We start from the raw sequence: 19877 nt of genomic DNA, 5'->3' as shown, positions 1-19877 counted from the left end.
ACGCTGCACCTATTCAAAGGCTGTCGAGGACACACTGATGCAATACGTGAAACTGGGTACCACCGGGTTGGACATTTCCAGGTTGTGCCTGGGCTGCATGACCTTCGGCGAGCCGGATGCCGGCACGCACCCCTGGACACTGGGCGAAGAAGCGAGCAGACCTATCATTCGCCACGCCGTTGAGCAAGGCATCAACTTTTTCGACACGGCCAACAGCTATTCAGCGGGCACTTCCGAGGTGATCCTCGGCAAACTGCTCAAGGAGTTCACCCGGCGTGACGAGACGGTGATCGCCACCAAGGTGTTCTACCCAGCCAACATGTGGCAAGGCGCCAGCCGTCCCAACGAGCAAGGGCTGTCGCGCAAGGCGATCATGACCAGTATCGACGCCAGCCTCTCGCGTTTGGGCACCGACTACGTCGACCTTTACCAGATCCATCGCTGGGACTACACCACGCCCATCGAAGAGACCATGGAAGCGCTCAACGACGTGGTCAGGGCGGGCAAAGCGCGCTATATCGGCGCTTCGTCGATGTACGCCTGGCAATTTGCCAAGGCGCAACAGGTAGCCGCCAGCAACGGCTGGAGCCGTTTCGTGTCGATGCAGAACTTCCTGAACCTGCTGTACCGCGAGGAAGAGCGCGAAATGATTCCGCTGTGCCTGGATCAGGGCGTCGGGCTGATGCCCTGGAGCCCTATGGCACGGGGTCGCCTGACACGCCCCAATGGCCAGCAGACCGAGCGGACTCGCACTGATCTGTCCGGGCAGTCATTCTTCGAAAACAGCGAGGAACAAGACGGACGGGTCATCGACGTGGTCGAACAGATTGCCCAGGAACGCGGCGTGCCGATGGCGCAGGTGGCGCTTGCCTGGGTACTGGGTAAGCAAGGGGTCAGCTCGCCCATCGTAGGTGCGTCCAAGCCTGCGCACCTGGACGACGCGTTGGCCGCTATCGACCTGCACCTGACGGCTGAGGAAACCGCTCGGCTCGAAGCACCCTACGTGCCCCATGCAGTCACCGGTTTCAAGTAGCCTCAGCGTGCGATAAAACCCATTGGCCACCCCTTTTCCTACACGTGGTGGTCAATGTGTGCTGTCTGCTCTGGGTAGAAGTACTACAATGCACGCCCCTGTAATCTGTGTGCTGTTTACCCATGAAATCATTGCGTTACGCCCTTCATCTACTGCTGATTCTAAGTGGCTATACCTGGGCTAATCCGCCCTCCACCTTTGCTGAAGCCAAGGTCGTGGCAAAGCAGCAGGTCTACATGGACCAAGGCAAGAGCGCCATGGGCGAGCTGTACTGCGGCTGCCGATGGACATGGGTAGGCAAGTCAGGCGGACGGATCGACGCGGCTTCGTGTGGGTACCAGACCCGAAAACAGCAAAACCGCGCCGAGCGCACCGAGTGGGAGCACATCGTGCCAGCCCATACCTTCGGTAACCAACGCCAGTGTTGGAAAAACGGCGGTCGGGAGCATTGCGTGGACAGCGACCCGGTATTCCGCGCCATGGAGGCCGACCTCTTCAACCTCTACCCAGCCGTGGGTGAGGTGAACGGGGACCGCAGCAATTTCAACTATGGCATGGTCAGTGGTAATCAAGGCGAGTATGGCCAGTGCACGACCAAGGTGGATTTCGCCCAACGCGCGGCCGAGCCAAGGGATGAGGTCAAAGGCCTGGTCGCCCGTACCACGTTCTACATGTTCGATCGTTACCGCCTGAACATGTCGCGCCAACAGCAACAACTGCTGATGGCATGGGACCGCCAGCACCCCGTCTCAGCCTGGGAAAAAGAGCGCGACCGACGCATCTCCGCCATCATGGGCCACGCCAATCCGTTCGTCACGGGCGAACGCCAATGGACGCTGAACTACACACCCACGGGCGATGGCGTGCAGCCGTCATTGGCGGCGCCAGTCCGTACCTCCGCCGCTAGCCAAGCCCCGGTGGGCGCCGTGCTGGGCAACCGCAACAGCCACGTGTATCACTTGGCTGCCGGGTGCCCGGGCTATCACCAGGTCGCGCCCAAGAACCAGGTCGCGTTCGCGACCGAGGTAGAAGCCCAGGCGGCGGGCTACCGAAAAGCCGGCAACTGCCGTTGATCCACCACCCTCAGCGGCGGCTTATCAGCCATTGACCGCGTTGGCCGGGCGCCTACCCGCCAGCGCGGCGAGCAGGTTGTCCACGGCGCAACGCGCCATCGCTTGCCGAGTTTCTTCTGTGGCCGAACCTATGTGCGGGGTGGCCACTACGTTGTCCAGCCGAAGCAAAGGCGAGTCGGCCGCCAATGGCTCCTGGACGAATACATCCAGGCCCGCGCCGCGGATGCGCCGTGTTTCAAGGGCATCGATCAGTGCCTGTTCGTCCACGACCCGCCCTCGGGAGATATTGATCAGGATGGCCTCAGGCTTCATCAGCGCCAGCTCCCCGCGCCCGATCAGCCCTTCGGTAGCTGCGCTCAACGGGACGGTGAGGCAGACGAAATCTGCCTGCGCCAATAGCTCGTCCAGAGCAAAGCGTCTGGCCCCGTAGCGGGCCTCGACGTCAGGCTTGGGTCGCTGGCTGTGGTAGATCACCTGCATGCCGAAACCAGCGGCCGCTCGCCGCGCCAGCGCCTCACCGATCCGTCCCATGCCGACGATGCCCAGCGTCTTGCCGTGCACGTCGCTGCCGAACTGCGCAGGACCAAGGCCCGATCGCCAGTGACCGTCGCGTACCCAGTTGGCCAGTTCCACCACCCGCCTGGCGGTGGCCAGGATCAGTGCGAAGCCGGTGTCGGCCGTGGTTTCGGTCAACACATCGGGGGTGTTGGTAAGCACGATACCGCGTCGATCAAGGTCGGCGATGTCATAGTTGTCCACGCCCACCGAGACACTGGAAATGACCCCGAGCTCGGGCGCCAGGTCAAGCAGGCTGGCATCCAGGCGCACACTGGCGCCCAGCAACCCGTGGGCGCCAGGCAGCGCATCACGCAAGCGCGCCATGCCATCGGGACGGGCCAGGTCGACGGTGGTGACCTCTGCCGCGGCCTGAAGGCGAGCGAGCAAGTCGGGGGACAACGCCTTGTACAGCACGATGCGTTTTTTCATGTCGGGTTCCTGGAAGGGATGGCCGGGCGCAGGCAAGGTGTCTTGGCACGCCCGGAGGTCGTTGAGTTGTTCAGCGCCGCGGTCAGGGCGACGGCGCACAGCAGCGCGCCGCACATGAACAGGTACGAGGCCGCAGGGCTACCCGTGGCACCATTGAGGTAACCCACCAGCCACGAACCACCGAACGAGCCCAGCGCGCCCATGCTGTTGATCAAGGCCATGGCGCCACCGGCCACGTTGGCCGGCAGAATCTCGGGCACGATCGCGAAAAACGGGCCGTAGGGGGCATACATGCAGGCCCCGGCGACCACCAGCAGTGCATACGACAGCCAGAAGTGCTCGGTCCCCAAAGCGTAGGAGCCATAGAACGCGAGCGCTGCGACCAGCAGCGGTGGCCACACGAAGCGCTTGCGCCGTTGCATCCGATCGGAGGCCCAGGAGACGCCCACCATCGCGATCACTGCTGCCAGGTAGGGTACCGAGGCCAGCCACCCGGCCTCGACGATGTCGACGTTGGCTGCCTGCTTGAGGATCGAGGGCAGCCACAGCACAAAGCCGTACACGCCAATGCTCCAGCAGAAATACTGCAGTGACAGAATGATCACCTGCGGCGAGCGGAACGCCTCTCGGTAGTTCTTGACCGGCTTGATGCCCTGCTGCTCCGCCGCCAGCGCCTGTTGCAGATCATTCTTCTCCTGCTCGCTCAGCCATGAAACCTGCGCAGGCCGGTCATCGACCAGGCGCCACCAGCAAAACGCCCAGATGACCGCCGGCAAACCCTCGATGATGAACATCCAGCGCCAGTCGAAATGCTTGATCAGGTAGCCGGACACCACCGACATCCACAGTATGGTCACTGGATTGCCCAGCATCAGGAAGGTATTGGCGCGCGAACGTTCCGCCCGGGTGAACCAGTGGCACAGGTAGACCAGCATGGCCGGCATCACCGCCGCCTCTACCACACCCAGCAGAAAACGGATGCCAATCAGCATGTACACGTTGCTGACCATGCCGGTCAGCGTGGCCAGCCCACCCCACAGGATCAGGCAGACGAAAATGAGCTTCTTGACGCTGCGCTTTTGGGCGTAGATAGCCCCCGGTACCTGGAAGAAGAAGTAGCCCAGAAAGAACAGCGCACCCAGTAGCGAGGACAGCACAGGGGTGATGTGCAGGTCTTCGGCCATGCCCGATGCGGCTGCGAAGCCGTAGTTGGCACGGTCCAGATAGGCAAGGCTGTAGGTGACGAACACGATGGGGATGATGTACCACCAGCGGCGTGGCGCCAGGCTTGTACGTTTCATGGTGAGTTTCTCCTGAGCTTGTTGTTTTTGTGCGACAGGTGATTCAGGCCGTGCGTATTTCAGGGTTTTGTGGGGATTCGTATGCCGTCAGGTCCTGCCGGTGCGGCAAGCCCTCCATATCACCGCGCGACTGCACCGCGCGGCTGCCGCACCAATTGCCGCGGGCAACGGCGTGCTCGACGGGCTGGCCTTCAAGCAAGGCGCTGAGCACACCGACGGCGAAGGCATCGCCAGCGCCCACGGTATCGACCACGCAGGGCGCAGGTACGGCCGCGACTTGGCCCTCCTCGTTGGCACTGCGGTAGTAGGCGCCCGCCTCGCCCAGCTTGATCACCACCAGGTCCACACCAAGGTCCAGGTAAAAGCCGGCGATCTCGGCAGGTGTCTGCCTGCCCGTGAGCAGGCGGCCCTCCTCCAGCCCCGGCAGCACCCAATTGGCCTGGGCAGCAATGGCGTTGATCTCGGTGATCATGCGCTGTTTGTCGGGCCATAGCGTCGGGCGCAGATTGGGGTCGAATGAAAGGGTGCGACCGGCTTTGCGCATCTGGCTGACCAACGCCTGGGCAAGCCCCCGACAGCCGTCCGACAGCGCCAGCGGAATGCCGGTTACGTGCAGGTGGCCCGCGCGCAACCAGGCCGGATCCAGCATCGAAGCGCTCATGTGGCTGGCTGCAGAGCCACGCCGGAAATACTCGACGACAGGGTCACTGCCGTCATCGCAGCGCGCCTTCAGTTGAAAACCCGTCGGATGCGTTGGGTCAACCTGCACATCCGCGCAGTCGATCCCCTCTGCGCGCAAACTGTCGAGTACGAAGCGCCCCAGCGAGTCGTTGCCGACCCGGCTGATCCAGCGCACGCCAAAGCCAAGCCGCGACAAGCCGATGGCGACATTGCTGTCGGCGCCGGCAATGCGTTTGCCGAAACGCCCGACCTGTGCAAGATCCCCCCCATCATCGGCCACGAACATGGCCATGGTCTCGCCGAAGCACAGCACGTCATGATCAGGCATGGCTCAGCTCCCGTGCGCAGTGGCGCGCACCCAATGCGGACAGTTGATGTACGTGGCTGCGCGTCACGGTCAGCAAGTCTTCGCCAAGCAGCGGGTATTCCACAGCACGCATGACCCCAGGTGTGAAATGGGCCAGGATCTGCTGCCAGTGCTCAAGATCGGGCGCCTGAGGTGCAGCGGCAGCCAGTCGCCCACCACCATGGCGAGTCACTGCTTTGCAGTGCACATACTCAACCCACCGCCCAAGCCGGCTGGCGGCTTCCAGCACCGGCTCGTCCAGCCACTGCCAGTTGCCGATGTCGAACGTCATGCCGACCCGCACGCCGCACGCGTGTGCCTGTTCGAAAAAGCCCACGAGCGGCGCGATCCGCCCACCGTGCTCAGTCTGGTCGTTCTCGACCAGCAACACGGGGCCGTCCTCGGGTAGCACCGCCCGCAATACCTGCATGTCGACGCCAGCTCGGTAATGCCCCAAAGACACCTTCACCGCTACAGCCCCAAGTGCCTTGGCGATGCGCAGCTTGGCACCCAGTTCGGGCGCGGGCGTACCCTCTGCGCACCAAAGCTCCAGCGGTGTGGAATAGAGGCACTGCAGCCCTGCACCGGCGATGAATGCACCCAAGGCAGTCGGGTCGGGCTGGCATGAGAACAATTCCTCACGTAACTCAACGCGGCTTGCCCCGGCGCTTGCCAGCAGATCGATGAACTGCTCCTGGCCGCGTTGTCGGACGAAGTCTGCGCCGTAGCTGGACAGGCTGATGGAAACAGGATTTGCATGCATTGTTATTGTCCTATGAAACCGGTTTCATTTTTGAACGTCAGGCATTGCGGATAGGCCGCTAGCGCCGTTATGTTCAACGTAGGGGGGTGGAACCTCGTATGATCAGCGACGCTTTGAAATCGATGCGCCGGGCGGCGCCTTGTTCACCGTGCAGGCGACTGAGCAAGTGCTCGAACGCTGCCATGCCGATGCGTTCGGTGGGCTGCGCCAGGGCCGTGATGCCGTTGCCTACCAAGGGGTACCAGTCAAGGTCGTCCAAGGCGATCACCCCAACATTACCGAACAGCGCATGCCCGGCCTCGCGCAATGCGGTGGTGACCGCCAGCGTTGCAACGCCGTTGAGGGTGAAAAGTGCCTTGGGACGGGTGCCGTTGCTGCCCAGGAAACGGATGAGCGCTTGTGACAATCCCAAGCCGGTCTGCACGACCTCGCACTGCATGTCGGCGCGGCTTTGGACACAGGCTGTCAATGCCTGGACCCGCTCGGCTCGCGAGCTGGTACCGTCCAGCGGCTCGGTGACGGCGAGAATGTCCCGGTAACCCCGAGCGTGCAGATGCTCGACACCCTGCTGCATCGCTTGAGCGTTGTCCAGGCCGACCAGGTCGGCGTTAATCTCAGGTAACTGCCGGTCGACCAGCACGATGGGCAGGTCACGCATGACGGTAAGCAACTCACCTGGGTGGTGGCCCAGGGTGTTCACGATCAGCCCTTCCACGTTGTAGGACTGCAACGCGCGCAGATGGTGGCGCTCTTGCTCGTCATCGCGGTTGGTGTTGCACACTACAAGGCTGTAGCCATGCTGGCGACAAGCCGTCTCCACGCCGTGCATGACTGCGACCGAATAGGGATTGAGAATATCGGCGACCAGCATGCCGATCAGTCGTGTCTGCCCGCGCTTGAGCCCGCGCGCCATCTGGTTCGGCCGATAGCCAAGCTGCTCGATCACCTCGCCCAGGCGTTGGGCCGTGGCATCGGCCAGCAACTGGCGATCGCCTCCGATGTACCGGGAAACGGTGGCCTTGGAGACACCTGCGACACGGGCCACCTCGCTGATGGTGACACGGTCGCGCGCTGGCGCGGGTGCTGGGCTCATGATGGGACCTTATGGTTGTTGTGATCATGATGAAACCGGTTTCACTAGAACAAAAAATGCCTATACGCGTCAATCCACCGTTGATCGGGAATGCTGTTTACTGCCGGTTCAAACAGTAGGAGGGCCCTGTGGAAGCGGCCTAGCCGGGGCGCCGGACCAGCCGTGATGGGCCGCCCAGAAGCCCCAGCGATGTAAGATACGAAGCTAAAATCTGGGGGCCGCTGCGCGGTCTATCGCGGCCGGAAAGGCTTTGACTCTCGGGATTCCAGGCTGCAGGGGCAGTGCAAACACAGGGCCCCTGGCAGCGGCATAGCCCTGCAGCGCTAGTGCTCGGTCACCTGCCCGAGATCATCACCCGATGTCTGCTTCATGTCGCTTGTGCGAAGCTTTTTCACCGCCTTGACCTCGATAGGCTCACCCTGGTTACCCCAGCTGGTGCGGATAAAGTTGACCACGTCAGTCACCTCCTGATCGCTCAGGCGCCAGCCATAGGCCGGCATGGTGAAGTTCGAGGGCGCCGTGCGGGTCGCGGGCAGGGTCCCACCCTTGAGTACCAAATGAATCAACGAGGTAGCATCCTGGGTCTGCACCACCGGGTTACCGGCAAGCGCTGGGAAGACGCGCGTGTACCCCTTGCCATCGGTGCGGTGGCAGGCGGCGCAATTGTCGATATATACCCCAGCCCCTGGCTTGCTGTCGTCGCCTTTCCACAGCGCATCCGCCACTTGCCGATCGTAGACGTGGGGCGTGTCATTCGGATTGCTGGGCGGCAAGGTCTTCAAGTAGCGCGCTATGGCTGTCAGGTCGGCGTCGCTCATGTACTGCATGCTGTGCTCCACCACATCGCTCATGCCACCGAACACGGCACTGGTGTCGCTGCGGCCAGTCTTGAGAAACTGCACCAGCTGTGCCTCGCTCCAACTGCCCAGACCATCCTTGTGATCGCCTCGCAGATTCTTCGCCACCCAGCCTTCGAGAGGCGCGCTGCCGGCCAGGAAAGCATCGCCCTCCTTTGCACTTAACGCTTTTTCCTGCATGGTCAGTGCCCTTGGGGTATGGCAGGCACCGCAGTGGCCCAGGCCTTCGACCAGGTAAGCGCCGCGATCGATCACCGGATCTCGCTCGGGCAACGGCTGCCAATGTTCAGGCTTCGGGGCGAATACACCGCGCCAGATCGACAACGGCCAGCGCATGCTCAGGGGCCAAGGAATGTCCGTGTCCTTGTTCGGCTCCTGCACGGGGGTTACGCCCTTCATGAAGTAGGCGTACAACGCCTGCATGTCGGGTTCGGTCAACCGCGCATAGGACGGGTACGGCATGGCCGGGTACAGTGTACTGCCATCCTTGCGGATCCCACGGCGAAGGGCTCGGTCGAAGTCTTCGAAACTGTACTGACCGATGCCCTCGGATGAGGGGGTGATGTTGGTCGAGTAGATCGTGCCAATGGGCGTTTCCATCGGCAACCCACCCGCAAAGGGCTTGCCGTCCTTGGCCGTGTGGCAAGCCACACAGTCCCCTGCACGCGCCAGGTACTCACCCTGGCTAACCAGCGTCTGTTCGGCCTGCGCTGCCTGCGTTGTCTGCGCCGTCATGCCCATACCCACCAGCACAGTGGCGATCAACATTCTGTTCATGCTCATCGCTCCTTACACCGCCACCAGGGGGCCGGGATTCTTCAGGTACCGTTCACGAATGGCCCGTGCCGACCAGTAGGTCAGCGCAGCGACCAGACCGGTCGGGTTGTAGCCAAGCCCCTGCGGGAACGCCGAGGCCCCAGGTACGAACACGTTGTGTACATCCCAACACTGTAAATAGCGGTTCAAAGCGCTGGTTTTTGGGTCGGTCCCCATGATCGCCCCACCGTTGAGGTGAGTCGTCTGGTAGGAGGCAGTATTGAAGTGTTCCTTGACCTGCTTCCCCAGCACCGCAATGGCCTTGGGGTTCATGGCCTTGGCGATGGCGCTGAGCTTGCCGACCATGAACTGGTTCATTCGGATGTCGTTTTCCTGCCAATCGAAGGTCATGCGCAACAGCGGCAGGCCATAAGCATCACGGTAGGTAGGATCCAGGTCCAGGTAATTGCCGCGGTAGGACTGGTGCGCGCCGTGGGCATCCATGGATATCTGGTGGGTGTAGTAGTCGGCGGTGGCCTTTTTCCAGGCGCTGCCCCATGCAGGCGTGCCCGGCGGGTTGCCTACACCTGCGATGGGCCGGGTCCCCGCCTGGTTGACCCACATCGGGGAGCCACCCACGAAGCCGTGAGGGCCATGGTCGAAATTGTCGGCGTTGAAGTCGTCGATCGCCACGCCATTACCACCGGCGCCGATGAAGTTGTTGGTGTGCAAGTCCTTGTCGAAGAAGGCCTTGACCGTGCCCATGTTCTGATAGGCGAAATTGCGCCCGACCACCCCTTCGTTCTTGACCGGGTCGTAGGGCTTGCCGATGCCAGAAAGCAGCATCAGGCGCACATTGTTGAACTGAAAAGCCGACAGGATCACCAGGTCGGCCGGCTGTTCCACCTCACGGCCCTGGGCGTCGATGTAGGTGACCCCGGTCGCACGCTGCTTGCTGTCGTCCAGGTTCACCTTCAGTACATGGGCATTGGGCCTTAGCTCGAAGTGCTCCACCTGGCGCAGCGCGGGCAGGATGTTTACGTTCGGCGATGCCTTGGAGTACATGTAGCACACGTAGCCGCTGCAAAATCCGCAGAAATTGCACGGTCCCATCTGAGCGCCATACGGGTTGGTGTAAGGGCCGGATGTGTTGGCCGAGGGCAGGTTGTAAGGGTGATAGCCCAACGACGAGGTGGCCTTCTGGAAAACCTGAGCCGACACCACGTTCTTCTGCGAGGGCAGCGGGAACGGATTGGAGCGGTCCGGGGCAAACGGATTGCCGCCTTTGCCCTGCCCGACCAGTTCACCCTTGACCGTCCAGGCCTGCCCCGAGGTGCCGAACACCTTCTCGGCGAAGTCGAAGTAGGGTTCCAACTCTTCGTAACTGACGCCGAAATCCTGAATGGTCATGTCCTGGGGGATGAAGGACGTGCCGTAGCGTTCTTCGTAGTGGCTGCGCATGCGCAGCTCCATCGGGTCGACACGAAAGTGTACGCCCGACCAGTGCAAACCGGCACCGCCTACGCCCTTGCCGGGCAGGAACGCGCCCAGCTGGCGGTACGGCAACGCTACATCGTTGACGGTATGGCGTATGGTCACCGTTTCCTTGGAAAGGTCCACGAACAGCTTCTTGCGCACGCTGTAAGTCAGTTCGTCGATCACTTGCGGGTAGCTGCCATCGGGGTAAGTGTCCTGCATAGGCCCGCGCTCCAGCGCCACCACGTGCAGGCCGGCCTCGGTCAGTTCCTTGGCCATGATTGCCCCCGTCCAGCCAAAGCCGACGATCACAGCGTCGACCTTCTTCAATGTGTTGGCCATGCCTCAAGCCCTCTCGCCGCGGATGGACACAGGAGGGAACGGGTAGCGCTCGTTACGCTCTGCCCAATCCATGAAGTCGGCGCGCGCGCCGGGAAAACCGATCAGTTTCCAGCCGACCATGCCCTGGTTGCCCCCATGCACGGGGTCGCAGAAAAAGCCTTCGCGCGTGTTCTGCAGCAGCAGGCTGAAAAATGCTTTGGCCGGCACATCCTTCAACGCCAGCTCACCAGACTCCAACTGCGCCAGCACCTCGTCCTGCTGCTCGGGGCTGCGCGCGTGAAACGCCTTGTTGCCGTTGGCCAGGCACCATTGGTGCACACCTGCAATTCCCAAGCGGTAGATCTGCTGCGGGGTCAGTTGCAATTGATAGCCAAGCTCGGGTGCCGCATCGGCCTCGAACGGGCCTTGCATGTACCAGAGCCCGCCGCTGGCGTAGGCCGTGCCCATCTGACGGTCGATATACTGCGCAGCGCCGGCCTCGAGGGCACCAGGCCCTAGCGCGTCGGCTGGAATGAGCCGGCTGACCGCTGCCTGGACGAAGGCGAACTCCTCTGGGGTGAAGAACGCAGGATGGTAGGCAGTGTCAGCGGGTTTGGCTTCAGGCTGCTCAGGCGGGCGTACCGGCTCGGCCAGGGCGGTGGCTGCGCCCAGCCCAATACCGGTACTGGCCACCGTTACCACCGGTATCAAGGTCAAGGTCTTGCGCAGGAAGTCCCTGCGGGGGTTGTCCGGTACATGCTCAGACATATGTAATCCTCATCGTCAATCGGCTACCGCGGCCACGGCACGATGAAGACCATCAACGGACGAATGGCGTTCAGAAACGTTTTGAATTATTTGGCGGCTGACTGATAGTGAACGCTCAAAGACGCCAGCTTTCTTCTGCTGGATAACAGGCTTACTGGAATAGTCAGACTGATGATCCAATCCGATCTGGACCTGTTCGGGGCCCAACCGCAGCAGCTGGCACCCCGCACGGTGCTGTTGCCCGGCGTCGCGCTAGATGACGTCGAGCACGTACTGGATGCGCTTCGCCCAATACTGCGATCAGCGCCATGGCGGCACATGCGTACGCCTGGCGGTTTGAACATGGCTGTGGGCCTGACCAACTGCGGCGCACTCGGTTGGATCAGCGACGAACGCGGTTACCGATACAGCCCCGTGGACCCGCTGTCCGGCAGACCCTGGCCGATGATGCCGCCCGTGCTTATGGCCTTGGCCACGCAGTGCGCTGCGCGTGCAGGGTTCGATGGCTTCGTACCGGATGCGTGCCTGATCAATCATTACCTGCCGGGCATTCGTCTGAGCCTGCATCAGGATCGTGATGAGCAGGATTTCAGCCAACCCATCGTGTCCCTTTCCCTGGGTTTGCCTGCCGTGTTCCTGTTGGGTGGCTTGCAACGCGCGGACAAGACCCAGCGTATTGCCTTGAATCATGGCGATGTGCTGGTGTGGGGTGGTGAAGACCGTCTACGCTTTCATGGCGTCCTGCCCATCAAGCCTGGCGTGCACCCACGCATGGGCCCGCGGCGCATCAACCTGACGTTTCGCAAGGCAGGGGCCTGAACGACGAAGCAATCGAATTGAACGCATGGAGCAGGACCGGGCTCCCATGCAGCCTGCAACCTCCTCGAATGCCTTTCCTACAGGAGATCGTCATGACAAATCTGCATGCCCTAGCACGTACTTCGATCAGAGAGCAGCGATCATGAGAATGCCAGGCCGCGCTCCAAATGCATCGGTGCAACTCGACTACGTCCGCGACACCCTGCTCGGTCCCGTGGCGCAAAGCGTCGAGTGCCAGTGCCAGCTTGCGCCGCTCAACCTGCAAGGTCGGCCTGCACTGCGTCTGCACATCTGCCCGCCTCTGCCTAATAAGGTGCACCGTGCGCACAGTGTCGCGTTCATCTGGGACGGGCGCAGTTACCATGGCGTTGTCAGAGACCAGGGCAAGTGCGGCGACGGTGGGCTCAATCTTCTGCTTGAGTTGCAGTGACGGCCGGTTAGAAGCGAGCCTTGCGCCGCGCGGTCAGGCTAATTTCTTCGAGTGCATGGGAGCACTGTCGCGCATTGCGTGTAATTGGCCGACCAGGTTAACCAAGTCCCTGCTGCTGTTCAGACTGCTCAGCGGAACATCGCAAAGCGTGACGGCCTCTGTCAGATCCTGACCATTGCCGAGCCGGATGGTCAGGTGTGAGCCATCGGCACAGTTGATTTCACAACGATCTGGCAAGCATGCCTGTTCGATCATCTGTCGCAGTTCCAGTGTCGATACGCCTAACAGTGACATGGCAGAGAGCCCTCTCTGGATTAACTTGCGGTGGGACAGGCCTGGGGCCAGGCACAGGGCCACAGGAACAGGAAGAGGAACCTGTCGGTGCGCATGTGGATATGCGTTATCGATCGTGCGGGGTTCCATCTGCACCTTAGCTAAAGAACCCGAGCGGTGCTGGGTAGTTCGAGCCGTGTCGAATCGGTGCGACGGGTGGTGCTTCGCGCTCCAGGACGGTGCGCGTTCAGGGCATACGGCCGAACTTCCCCAACTGAAAGCCTTCGATGGACTCGATGATTTCTTCCCGCGTGTTCATCACGAAGGGACCGTATGCCACCACAGGCTCGTCGATAGGCTCACCGCTCAGCACCAGCACACGGGCGGGCTGCAGGGCTTCAAGCAGCACATGGGCACCGTCACGGGCCAATACCGTCACTGAGCACGGGCCGGCCTCGCTGACCTGGTTCAACCGCAAACCGCCTTGCAGGGTCACCACCGCAGCCGTGCGGCCTGCCGGGATAGGGAGCACCAGTTTAGCGCCGGCCTCAAGGTCCAGGTCCCACACGTCCATCGGCGTAAACGTGCGCGCCGGCCCGCTCACCCCCTGGTACTCACCTGCGATCACACGCAGGCTGCCCGCGCCCGCACCCAGATTCACCGTGGGGATATCGGCGCTGGCCAGGGTCTGATAGCCGGCCGGAGCGCGCTTGAATCGGGCCGGAAGGTTCACCCACAGTTGCACTGACTCCAAAACGCCTGCGCTGCGGGCGAATCCAGGTGAGTGAAACTCTTCATGAACGATGCCGTCTGCAGCGGTCATCCACTGAACGTCACCCGGTCCTATTACTCCGCCGGCGCCCGTTGAGTCGCGATGCTCCAGTTCGCCTTGGTAAACGATCGTGACTGTCTCGAAACCCCGGTGCGGATGAGCCCCTACGCCGCGACGCGTCGAGGTGGGGGCGAAGGTGTGGGGCCCGGCGTAATCGAGAAGCAGAAACGGGCTGGTGCGACTGACGTCGTCGTCATAGGTGAACAGGCTTCGCACCGGAAAGCCATCGCCTACCCAGTGCCCGGCAGGATTGGAATGGGTATGCAAAATCGTCTTCATCGTGCGCTCCTCAACGTCCGGGTGCCACCTTAACGTTGCATCGATTCACGGGCTAGCTACCTGAAACGGTCCAGCCTGTTCTACCGGTAGGACGCTGGGTCGAAGGAAAGCCAGCACCTCCTGCGCCGCAGCCTCAGGGTATTCCTGCATGAAACAGTGTCCGCCGCCCACCTCCCGAACACTGACATGAGGGTTGAGCGCTGCCAGCCGTAACGCCGAGGCCCGCACATAAGGGTAGGTCTGGCTGCCGTACAGCACACGCGTCGACACGCCGATACGCGACAGGCTTGACCACAGGTGGGACGGATAGGTACTGAAGATGTCCACTTCGCGGATTGGGCGACACTTGAGCAGCACGTCGCCCTCGCCTTCGGCGATCGCATGCGACACATAGGCCTGCAATGCCGCGTCGCTCCAGCCTTTGAAGATGCCCCGCCCTTGCAGGGAAATCATGGCTGAGTGGCGGTCGGGCCAGGTGCTGCGCCTGCCGGCCGTTTTGCGCGCCAGCGCATGGTGCCGGTTCAGCCCGAAGCAGGCGGCCAGCTTCATCGAAAACAGCATGCGCCTACTGAAAATCACCGGGTCGAGCAGCACAGCGCGCTCGAACAACTGCGGCTCACTGGCCAGCAACAACCCGGTGAGCACCCCGCCGAAGCTGTGGCCGATGGCAAGGCGGGGTACGTCTGCGTACTCAGCCACATGCGCGCTGAAAGCTTCAGCCGCCAGCGCTGCCGTGCGATTCCAGCCACGGAACGGGCCTGCGTGGTCACTGTCTCCGTGCCCCTGAACGTCGCTGAGCCAGAGATCGAAGTGTTGTCCCAGTTGCATCAGCAGCGGTTGGTAGGCGAGCGAGCAAAACCCGTTGCCGTGCAGAAAGTGCAGCAGGGGCCGCCCTGTAGGCTCGCTGCGCCAGCCGCGCAGGGTGAACCCTTCGCTACAATCGTGGGACCACGGTGTCAGTTGCATGGTGGGCGCTGCCTTCTGCCTCAAGGGTGGAACGTAGATTCTACAAACAGCAGCGGGTAGAGCGAAACGACCAGCAGTGCAGCCATCAGGACATTGAACAGCATCAGCCAGCGTGGGTTTTGCAGCAGGCCACGAAGGGCACTGCCGAACATGACCCACACACCGACGCTGGGCAAGTTCACCAAGGCAAACACGGCGGCGATGACCACCACGTTGGCAACGTAGCCTTGCGCTGGGGTGTAGGTCGTTATCGCACCTATGGCCATCACCCAAGCCTTTGGGTTGACCCATTGGAAGGCAGCCGCGGCCCAAAAGCCAATCGGCTTTGGCTCTGCCGTAGAGGCGGTGCCAACCGGCCCTGAGGTGGCAATTTTCCAGGCCAGGTACAGCAGATAGGCCGCTCCGGCATAGCGCAACACGGTATAGAGCACAGGCCAGGCCTTGAAGACCTCTCCCAGACCCAAGCCGACGGCAAGGACCATGACCATGAACCCGACGCTGACGCCCAGCGCGTGTGGCACCGAGCGGCGCACACCGAAATTCACGCCCGAAGCCAACAGCATGGTGTTGTTGGGCCCGGGGGTGATGGAAGAAACGAAAGCGAACAGCACGAAGGCGATCAAGAGGTCGAGCGAGGCGAACATGACGGGTATTCCACTGGGTTCAGGAAAGGGTTCACACTAGCCCATAGCCCTTTGCCCCCTAGCAGTACAGATATAGAGAATTTTGCAGATACACATAGCTGTATCACTCGCAGCCGACAAAGGATAAGCGCTCGATGAGTCTTGTAATTCGCCCTGCCCTACGCACCGATGCCCAACAAATTCTGGACTTCATTACTGAATTGGCCGAGTACGAACGCGCCCGAGAAGAGGTACTGGCCACTACCCAGGACATCGAGCGCAGCCTGTTCGACGCCGACAGCACCGTTCATTGCCTGATGGCCGAACGTGAAGGCCGTGCGATTGGTTTTGCCATCTACTTCTACAGTTACTCGACCTGGCTCGGGCGCAATGGCATCTACCTGGAAGACCTTTACATCTCGCCCAACGACCGTGGCGATGGCGCCGGGCGCCAGTTGCTCAGGTACATTGCCAAGCAGGCAGTTGCCAAAGGCTGCGGTCGCCTTGAATGGAGTGTGCTGGATTGGAACGAGCCGGCCATCGGGTTCTATGACGCACTGGGGGCGCAACCACAAACGGAGTGGCTGCGTTATCGGCTCGATGGCGAGCGGCTGATTGCCTTCGCCCAGCAATGATCGAGCGTAGCCTGTGCATTTGACGCAACGCGGCCCGCGTGCTTTTCTATCGCATTGCGTCAGGTGCCCCTAGAGGGTGAAACGGGAAATCGGTGCGTCGCAGGCTTGCCTTACAGGCCTGGACTATTCCGGTGCTGCCCCCGCAACGGTAAGCGAGTGAGGCGTCTTTACCACTGTGCCGCCAGATACGGCATGGGAAGGTGACGCTGCCCAGGAGATACCCTCCTCCTCGCAAGCCCGGAGACCGGCCTGACGTTCATCAACACCCCGCGGTGGGCGGGCGCTGTCGCATTCCTGCGGGTATCGCCCGCAGCTGCCGCGCCTGCCCGTCGCCTACACGCAGAGGAAGGCGCCAATGCCCGTCACTACCCGCCCGCACGTTAGCAGCATCGTTGCACCCGTATCCCTCAGTCAACGCATTGTCGTGGCTGCAAGCGCCGGCCTGCTGGGCCTGTGCCTGGTTTACTTTGCCGGCTTCTCGCACATCGAAGCCGTTCATAATGCTGCGCATGACACCCGTCACAGCGCCGCCTTCCCCTGCCACTGAGTTGCCGCCCATGATCACGCACATCGCCCGTACGGCGGGCTTCAGCGGACTGCTGGCGGCACTGTTGCTGACCGTACTGCAAAGTTTGTGGGTCAGCCCGTTGATCCTGCAAGCGGAGACATACGAGGCGTCGGCGCCGGCACATTCGCATGCCCAAGGTACCGAGGCCGCCCATGAGCACAGTGACGAGGCCTGGTCGCCTGAAGAGGGCTGGCAGCGCACGCTCTCGACCACCGGCGGCAACCTGGTGGTGGCGGTGGGGTTCGCCTTGATACTGGCTGGCTTGTACAGCCTGCGCCAACCGCGCACCACGGCCAGCGGTGCTGCCTGGGGCCTTGCTGGTTTCGCCGTGTTCTGTCTGGCGCCCACGCTCGGATTGCCGCCGGAGCTCCCGGGAACCGCGGCGGCTGACCTGGCGCAGCGCCAGGTTTGGTGGGCTGGCGCTGCGGGTGCCACGGCCGTAGGCCTGGCACTGCTGGTATTCGCCCGCCATTGGGCATTGAAGGTGTTGGGCGTCATTGTCCTGGTGTTGCCGCACGTCATAGGCGCCCCTCAGCCTGAAGTGCACCAGAGTTTGGCTCCAGCAGCCCTGGAGACCCAGTTCCAGGTGGCGTCCTGGCTTACCAATGCAGCATTCTGGCTCGCCCTTGGCCTGATCAGCGCAGGCCTGTATCGTCGCTTCAGCCGCTCGGTGTGAAGCCGTTCTATGCAGGGTTTGGCTGCCGTGGTGGTTGCCCGATGGACAGGTTGTTGACCTTGCTCGAACAAGGCCTCGCTCAGCGGGGCCTGGACGCTGCGTACCTTCACGGTATCGCCAGCATCGATCTCAAGGCGCACGAGCCGGGGCTGCATGCATTGGCGAGCCATCTGGCGCTGCCTCTGTTGTTCTACCCTGCATCGCACTTGAATCGCTTCGAAGCGCATCTGAGCCACCGCTCAGCCGTCGCTTTTGCGCACAGCGGGTGCTGGGGCGTGGCAGAGAGTGCAGCACTGGCAATGGCCGACCAGTACAATGGCGAAACGAAGCTTCTGATCACGCGTCAAACCCTGGGCCCTGCGACCCTCGCCATCGCTCATTGATCCCGCTCACCCTTGTCAATCATTCAGGAATACCATGACGGTTTATTTCATCGGCGCCGGCCCCGGCGACCCCGAGCTGATCACGGTCAAGGGGCAGCGCCTGATTCGCACCTGCCCTGTCATCATTTATGCCGGTTCCCTGGTCCCTCTTGCCGTTCTGGAAGGTCACTGCGCCGACACCCTGATCAACAGCGCAGAACTGCATCTTGAGCAGATCATCGACGCCATTGCGTGCGCCCATGCCCAGGGCAAGGATGTCGCACGCGTGCACAGCGGTGATCCGAGTCTTTATGGCGCTATCGGTGAGCAGATCCGCCACCTACAGCGTCTTGGCATTGATTATCAGATTGTGCCGGGCGTCACCGCCGTGGCTGCGAGCGCCGCGTTGCTGGGATGCGAACTGACCTTGCCCGACGTCGCTCAGAGCGTGATCCTTACTCGCTTCGCAGACAGCTCGCCCATGCCAGCCGGCGAGCAGTTGGAGGCGCTTGCGCGCCATGCCACGACGCTAGCCATTCACCTGGGGGTCAAGCACCTGGCACGCATCGTTGAGCAGCTGCGGCCTCACTACGGTGGCGACTGCCCCATTGCCGTGGTTTACCGCGCCACCTGGCCGGACCAGGACTGGGTGCGAGGCACACTGGACGACATCGTCGAGCGCGCCGCCCTCAAAGGTTATCGCCGCACCGCGTTGATTGTGGTGGGCCGAGTGCTGGGTGACACGCCGTTCGCCGAATCGGCCCTTTACCGTGCCGGACATGCGCACCTGTACCGCGCCTAGCTTGCGAGCCAGTTCCAGCCCGGAGCACACTGCCTCCAGACCCTCCCGACAGGAACCACGCCTATGCTGGAATTACGCCCCAACTGCGAGTGTTGCGATGCCGACCTGCCCGGTGACAGCCTCGATGCCTTCATCTGCTCCTTCGAATGCACGTTTTGCCGAGGGTGTGCGCAGGGACGCTTGCATGGTCGATGCCCCAACTGCCAGGGCGTTCTTTCGATTCGTCCCGCGCGCGTGGGCAAATCGTTGGCTGAACACCCTGCATCTTCACTGCGCGTAAACAAAGTACACACTGCCTGTACCTGATCATACGGTTCGGCAGCCAACGCGAGGCCACAAGCTGCTGAACCGCCCGCCTTTTTGTAGGATTTTTCATCGGCTCCTTCAAGGTTATTCAACACTTCTATACTCGGCATTATCAAAGTTCGGTAATGGTCGTATCTTGCTGCGCTTCTGACTAACCCGCTTACAGAAGTATTCCTGAGTGTCCCAGGAAGCGGACCATATCTGAACAGGAGTTTTCCCAATGACCAATGTGCTGATCGTGGACGACCACCCCGTCGTCCGTATGTCCCTGCGCATGCTGCTCGAACATGAACGTTTCAATGTCGTTGCAGAAGTGGGCAATGGCAGTGAAGTCGCGCAAATGGCACGCGAGCTCAAACCGGACGTGGTGATTCTCGACATCGGTTTGCCTGGGCTGGACGGAATGGAAGTTATCAAGCGCCTGCAATCACTCGATCAGGTGCCCAAGATCATGGTGCTCACTGGCCAGGCGACCGACTTGTATGTACGCCGCTGTCTGGACGCAGGCATCGGCGCATTCGTGACCAAGGATGAAGATCACGACGCCTTGCTGTTCGCGCTCAAGGCCCTGGTAAAAGGCTATTCGACGTTCCCGCAGATGTCGGTCAACAGCAATTCGCTCGAAAGCGAGCCCATGCGCCTGGCGAGCCTTTCCAACCGCGAAATGGAGGTTCTCAGGCGTCTGGCCCGTGGAGAAAGCAACAAGAACATCGGCAGTAGCATGAACCTCAGCGCCAAGACCATCAGCACCTACCGTGGCCGGATCATGGATAAGCTCAAGACCGAGTCGCTGGTGGAAATGGTGGACCTGGCCAAGCGCAACCACGTCTACTGATGAGCGGTGCATGACG

23 protein-coding genes and 1 riboswitch are annotated in these 19877 nt (G+C 61.8%); of the genes, 11 read left to right on the top strand and 12 right to left on the bottom strand.

Annotation, left to right across the window (positions count from 1 at the left end; all coding sequences use genetic code 11):
* The first annotated feature begins 37 nt into the window (after positions 1–37).
* Both PFU01S_RS06640 and PFU01S_RS06635 read left to right on the top strand, forming a co-directional pair.
* A complete protein-coding gene (locus PFU01S_RS06640) occupies positions 38–1033 on the top strand; it encodes an aldo/keto reductase (RefSeq protein ID WP_028687442.1) in 996 nt (331 codons plus the stop codon).
* Positions 1034–1155: 122 nt separating this feature from the next.
* Positions 1156–2106 (top strand): endonuclease, encoded by a 951-nt coding sequence (locus tag PFU01S_RS06635; protein WP_028687443.1) that lies wholly within the window; start codon positions 1156–1158, stop codon positions 2104–2106.
* Between the two features lie 24 nt (positions 2107–2130).
* On the opposite strand, the gene PFU01S_RS06630 is transcribed toward PFU01S_RS06635, so the two are convergent.
* The 8 genes from PFU01S_RS06630 to PFU01S_RS06595 all read right to left on the bottom strand — a co-directional run bounded on the left by PFU01S_RS06630 (position 2131) and on the right by PFU01S_RS06595 (position 11455).
* Positions 2131–3093 carry a 2-hydroxyacid dehydrogenase gene (locus PFU01S_RS06630; protein WP_028687444.1) on the bottom strand — a complete coding sequence of 321 codons (963 nt, stop codon included), beginning with the start codon at positions 3091–3093 and terminating at the stop codon, positions 2131–2133.
* Entirely contained in the window at positions 3090–4394 is a 1305-nt protein-coding gene (locus PFU01S_RS06625; RefSeq protein ID WP_028687445.1) for an MFS transporter, read from the bottom strand. The genes PFU01S_RS06630 and PFU01S_RS06625 overlap by 4 nt, the downstream gene beginning before the upstream one ends.
* A 43-nt stretch (positions 4395–4437) precedes the next feature.
* The gene (locus PFU01S_RS06620) at positions 4438–5403 is read right to left on the bottom strand and encodes a sugar kinase (protein WP_028687446.1); all 966 of its coding nucleotides are present in this window, start codon (positions 5401–5403) and stop codon (positions 4438–4440) included.
* Positions 5396–6184: a sugar phosphate isomerase/epimerase family protein gene (locus PFU01S_RS06615; protein ID WP_028687447.1), complete on the bottom strand. Its 789-nt coding sequence runs from the start codon at positions 6182–6184 to the stop codon at positions 5396–5398. The genes PFU01S_RS06620 and PFU01S_RS06615 overlap by 8 nt, the downstream gene beginning before the upstream one ends.
* Positions 6185–6257: 73 nt before the next feature.
* On the bottom strand, positions 6258–7277 hold the full coding sequence (locus tag PFU01S_RS06610; RefSeq protein WP_028687448.1) for a LacI family DNA-binding transcriptional regulator: 1020 nt from the start codon (positions 7275–7277) through the stop codon (positions 6258–6260).
* A gap of 323 nt (positions 7278–7600) precedes the next feature.
* Positions 7601–8875, bottom strand: a complete 1275-nt coding sequence (locus PFU01S_RS06605) for a c-type cytochrome (RefSeq protein WP_371259673.1) — start codon at positions 8873–8875, stop codon at positions 7601–7603.
* Between the two features lie 48 nt (positions 8876–8923).
* A complete protein-coding gene (locus PFU01S_RS06600; RefSeq protein ID WP_028687449.1) occupies positions 8924–10708 on the bottom strand; it encodes a GMC family oxidoreductase in 1785 nt (594 codons plus the stop codon).
* Between the two features lie 3 nt (positions 10709–10711).
* Positions 10712–11455 carry a gluconate 2-dehydrogenase subunit 3 family protein gene (locus PFU01S_RS06595; RefSeq protein ID WP_028687450.1) on the bottom strand — a complete coding sequence of 248 codons (744 nt, stop codon included), beginning with the start codon at positions 11453–11455 and terminating at the stop codon, positions 10712–10714.
* A 171-nt stretch (positions 11456–11626) separates the two neighbouring features.
* On the opposite strand from PFU01S_RS06595, the gene alkB reads away from it, so the two are divergent.
* On the top strand, positions 11627–12274 hold the full coding sequence (alkB, locus tag PFU01S_RS06590; protein WP_028687451.1) for a DNA oxidative demethylase AlkB: 648 nt from the start codon (positions 11627–11629) through the stop codon (positions 12272–12274).
* A gap of 142 nt (positions 12275–12416) precedes the next feature.
* Positions 12417–12704 (top strand): hypothetical protein, encoded by a 288-nt coding sequence (locus tag PFU01S_RS06585; RefSeq protein ID WP_028687452.1) that lies wholly within the window; start codon positions 12417–12419, stop codon positions 12702–12704.
* A 33-nt stretch (positions 12705–12737) separates the two neighbouring features.
* Here the strand turns inward: PFU01S_RS06585 and PFU01S_RS06580 are convergent, their stop codons facing one another.
* From PFU01S_RS06580 to PFU01S_RS06565, 4 genes are all read right to left on the bottom strand, one after another.
* Positions 12738–12998, bottom strand: a complete 261-nt coding sequence (locus PFU01S_RS06580; RefSeq protein WP_027914949.1) for a DUF1652 domain-containing protein — start codon at positions 12996–12998, stop codon at positions 12738–12740.
* A gap of 226 nt (positions 12999–13224) precedes the next feature.
* A complete protein-coding gene (locus PFU01S_RS06575; protein ID WP_028687453.1) occupies positions 13225–14088 on the bottom strand; it encodes a pirin family protein in 864 nt (287 codons plus the stop codon).
* Positions 14089–14133: 45 nt separating this feature from the next.
* Positions 14134–15054: an alpha/beta fold hydrolase gene (locus PFU01S_RS06570; RefSeq protein WP_042139243.1), complete on the bottom strand. Its 921-nt coding sequence runs from the start codon at positions 15052–15054 to the stop codon at positions 14134–14136.
* Positions 15055–15074: 20 nt separating this feature from the next.
* Positions 15075–15698 carry a LysE family translocator gene (locus PFU01S_RS06565; protein WP_033736985.1) on the bottom strand — a complete coding sequence of 208 codons (624 nt, stop codon included), beginning with the start codon at positions 15696–15698 and terminating at the stop codon, positions 15075–15077.
* A 134-nt stretch (positions 15699–15832) separates the two neighbouring features.
* Here PFU01S_RS06565 and PFU01S_RS06560 point away from each other — a divergent pair, with 134 nt between their 5' ends.
* The 7 genes from PFU01S_RS06560 to PFU01S_RS06535 all read left to right on the top strand — a co-directional run bounded on the left by PFU01S_RS06560 (position 15833) and on the right by PFU01S_RS06535 (position 19861).
* Positions 15833–16312, top strand: a complete 480-nt coding sequence (locus PFU01S_RS06560) for a GNAT family N-acetyltransferase (RefSeq protein ID WP_028687455.1) — start codon at positions 15833–15835, stop codon at positions 16310–16312.
* Between the two features lie 44 nt (positions 16313–16356).
* Positions 16357–16579: riboswitch (cobalamin riboswitch) on the top strand.
* 88 nt (positions 16580–16667) lie between these two features.
* Positions 16668–16859, top strand: coding sequence for a CbtB domain-containing protein (locus PFU01S_RS06555; RefSeq protein ID WP_027914945.1), 192 nt, complete (start codon positions 16668–16670; stop codon positions 16857–16859).
* 10 nt (positions 16860–16869) lie between these two features.
* Positions 16870–17556, top strand: a complete 687-nt coding sequence (locus PFU01S_RS06550; RefSeq protein WP_028687456.1) for a CbtA family protein — start codon at positions 16870–16872, stop codon at positions 17554–17556.
* Positions 17553–17939 carry a cobalamin biosynthesis protein gene (locus PFU01S_RS06545; RefSeq protein ID WP_028687457.1) on the top strand — a complete coding sequence of 129 codons (387 nt, stop codon included), beginning with the start codon at positions 17553–17555 and terminating at the stop codon, positions 17937–17939. Before PFU01S_RS06550 ends, PFU01S_RS06545 begins: the two co-directional genes overlap by 4 nt.
* 34 nt (positions 17940–17973) lie before the next feature.
* Positions 17974–18720, top strand: coding sequence for a precorrin-4 C(11)-methyltransferase (gene cobM / locus PFU01S_RS06540; RefSeq protein WP_028687458.1), 747 nt, complete (start codon positions 17974–17976; stop codon positions 18718–18720).
* A 63-nt stretch (positions 18721–18783) separates the two neighbouring features.
* Positions 18784–19026 carry a DUF1272 domain-containing protein gene (locus PFU01S_RS21670; protein WP_081783955.1) on the top strand — a complete coding sequence of 81 codons (243 nt, stop codon included), beginning with the start codon at positions 18784–18786 and terminating at the stop codon, positions 19024–19026.
* A 220-nt stretch (positions 19027–19246) separates the two neighbouring features.
* Entirely contained in the window at positions 19247–19861 is a 615-nt protein-coding gene (locus PFU01S_RS06535; protein ID WP_027914941.1) for a response regulator transcription factor, read from the top strand.
* Positions 19862–19877: the final 16 nt, after the last annotated feature.

Source organism: Pseudomonas fulva NBRC 16637 = DSM 17717 (assembly GCF_000730565.1).
In the GTDB taxonomy this organism is placed as follows: domain Bacteria; phylum Pseudomonadota; class Gammaproteobacteria; order Pseudomonadales; family Pseudomonadaceae; genus Aquipseudomonas; species Aquipseudomonas fulva.
The sequence above is the reverse complement of the archived record's forward strand: the minus strand, read 5'-3'. Positions and strand labels throughout refer to the sequence as shown.

Bases quoted from the DNA above. Each gene is read 5' to 3' on its own strand.
- PFU01S_RS06640 (WP_028687442.1), top strand. From the start codon at position 38: ATGCAATACGTGAAACTGGGTACCACCGGGTTGGACATTTCCAGGTTG.
- PFU01S_RS06635 (WP_028687443.1), top strand. From the start codon at position 1,156: ATGAAATCATTGCGTTACGCCCTTCATCTACTGCTGATTCTAAGTGGC.
- PFU01S_RS06630 (WP_028687444.1), bottom strand. From the start codon at position 3,093: ATGAAAAAACGCATCGTGCTGTACAAGGCGTTGTCCCCCGACTTGCTC.
- PFU01S_RS06625 (WP_028687445.1), bottom strand. From the start codon at position 4,394: ATGAAACGTACAAGCCTGGCGCCACGCCGCTGGTGGTACATCATCCCC.
- PFU01S_RS06620 (WP_028687446.1), bottom strand. From the start codon at position 5,403: ATGCCTGATCATGACGTGCTGTGCTTCGGCGAGACCATGGCCATGTTC.
- PFU01S_RS06615 (WP_028687447.1), bottom strand. From the start codon at position 6,184: ATGCATGCAAATCCTGTTTCCATCAGCCTGTCCAGCTACGGCGCAGAC.
- PFU01S_RS06610 (WP_028687448.1), bottom strand. From the start codon at position 7,277: ATGAGCCCAGCACCCGCGCCAGCGCGCGACCGTGTCACCATCAGCGAG.
- PFU01S_RS06605 (WP_371259673.1), bottom strand. From the start codon at position 8,875: ATGGGCATGACGGCGCAGACAACGCAGGCAGCGCAGGCCGAACAGACG.
- PFU01S_RS06600 (WP_028687449.1), bottom strand. From the start codon at position 10,708: ATGGCCAACACATTGAAGAAGGTCGACGCTGTGATCGTCGGCTTTGGC.
- PFU01S_RS06595 (WP_028687450.1), bottom strand. From the start codon at position 11,455: ATGTCTGAGCATGTACCGGACAACCCCCGCAGGGACTTCCTGCGCAAG.
- alkB (WP_028687451.1), top strand. From the start codon at position 11,627: ATGATCCAATCCGATCTGGACCTGTTCGGGGCCCAACCGCAGCAGCTG.
- PFU01S_RS06585 (WP_028687452.1), top strand. From the start codon at position 12,417: ATGAGAATGCCAGGCCGCGCTCCAAATGCATCGGTGCAACTCGACTAC.
- PFU01S_RS06580 (WP_027914949.1), bottom strand. From the start codon at position 12,998: ATGTCACTGTTAGGCGTATCGACACTGGAACTGCGACAGATGATCGAA.
- PFU01S_RS06575 (WP_028687453.1), bottom strand. From the start codon at position 14,088: ATGAAGACGATTTTGCATACCCATTCCAATCCTGCCGGGCACTGGGTA.
- PFU01S_RS06570 (WP_042139243.1), bottom strand. From the start codon at position 15,054: ATGCAACTGACACCGTGGTCCCACGATTGTAGCGAAGGGTTCACCCTG.
- PFU01S_RS06565 (WP_033736985.1), bottom strand. From the start codon at position 15,698: ATGTTCGCCTCGCTCGACCTCTTGATCGCCTTCGTGCTGTTCGCTTTC.
- PFU01S_RS06560 (WP_028687455.1), top strand. From the start codon at position 15,833: ATGAGTCTTGTAATTCGCCCTGCCCTACGCACCGATGCCCAACAAATT.
- PFU01S_RS06555 (WP_027914945.1), top strand. From the start codon at position 16,668: ATGCCCGTCACTACCCGCCCGCACGTTAGCAGCATCGTTGCACCCGTA.
- PFU01S_RS06550 (WP_028687456.1), top strand. From the start codon at position 16,870: ATGATCACGCACATCGCCCGTACGGCGGGCTTCAGCGGACTGCTGGCG.
- cobM (WP_028687458.1), top strand. From the start codon at position 17,974: ATGACGGTTTATTTCATCGGCGCCGGCCCCGGCGACCCCGAGCTGATC.
- PFU01S_RS21670 (WP_081783955.1), top strand. From the start codon at position 18,784: ATGCTGGAATTACGCCCCAACTGCGAGTGTTGCGATGCCGACCTGCCC.
- PFU01S_RS06535 (WP_027914941.1), top strand. From the start codon at position 19,247: ATGACCAATGTGCTGATCGTGGACGACCACCCCGTCGTCCGTATGTCC.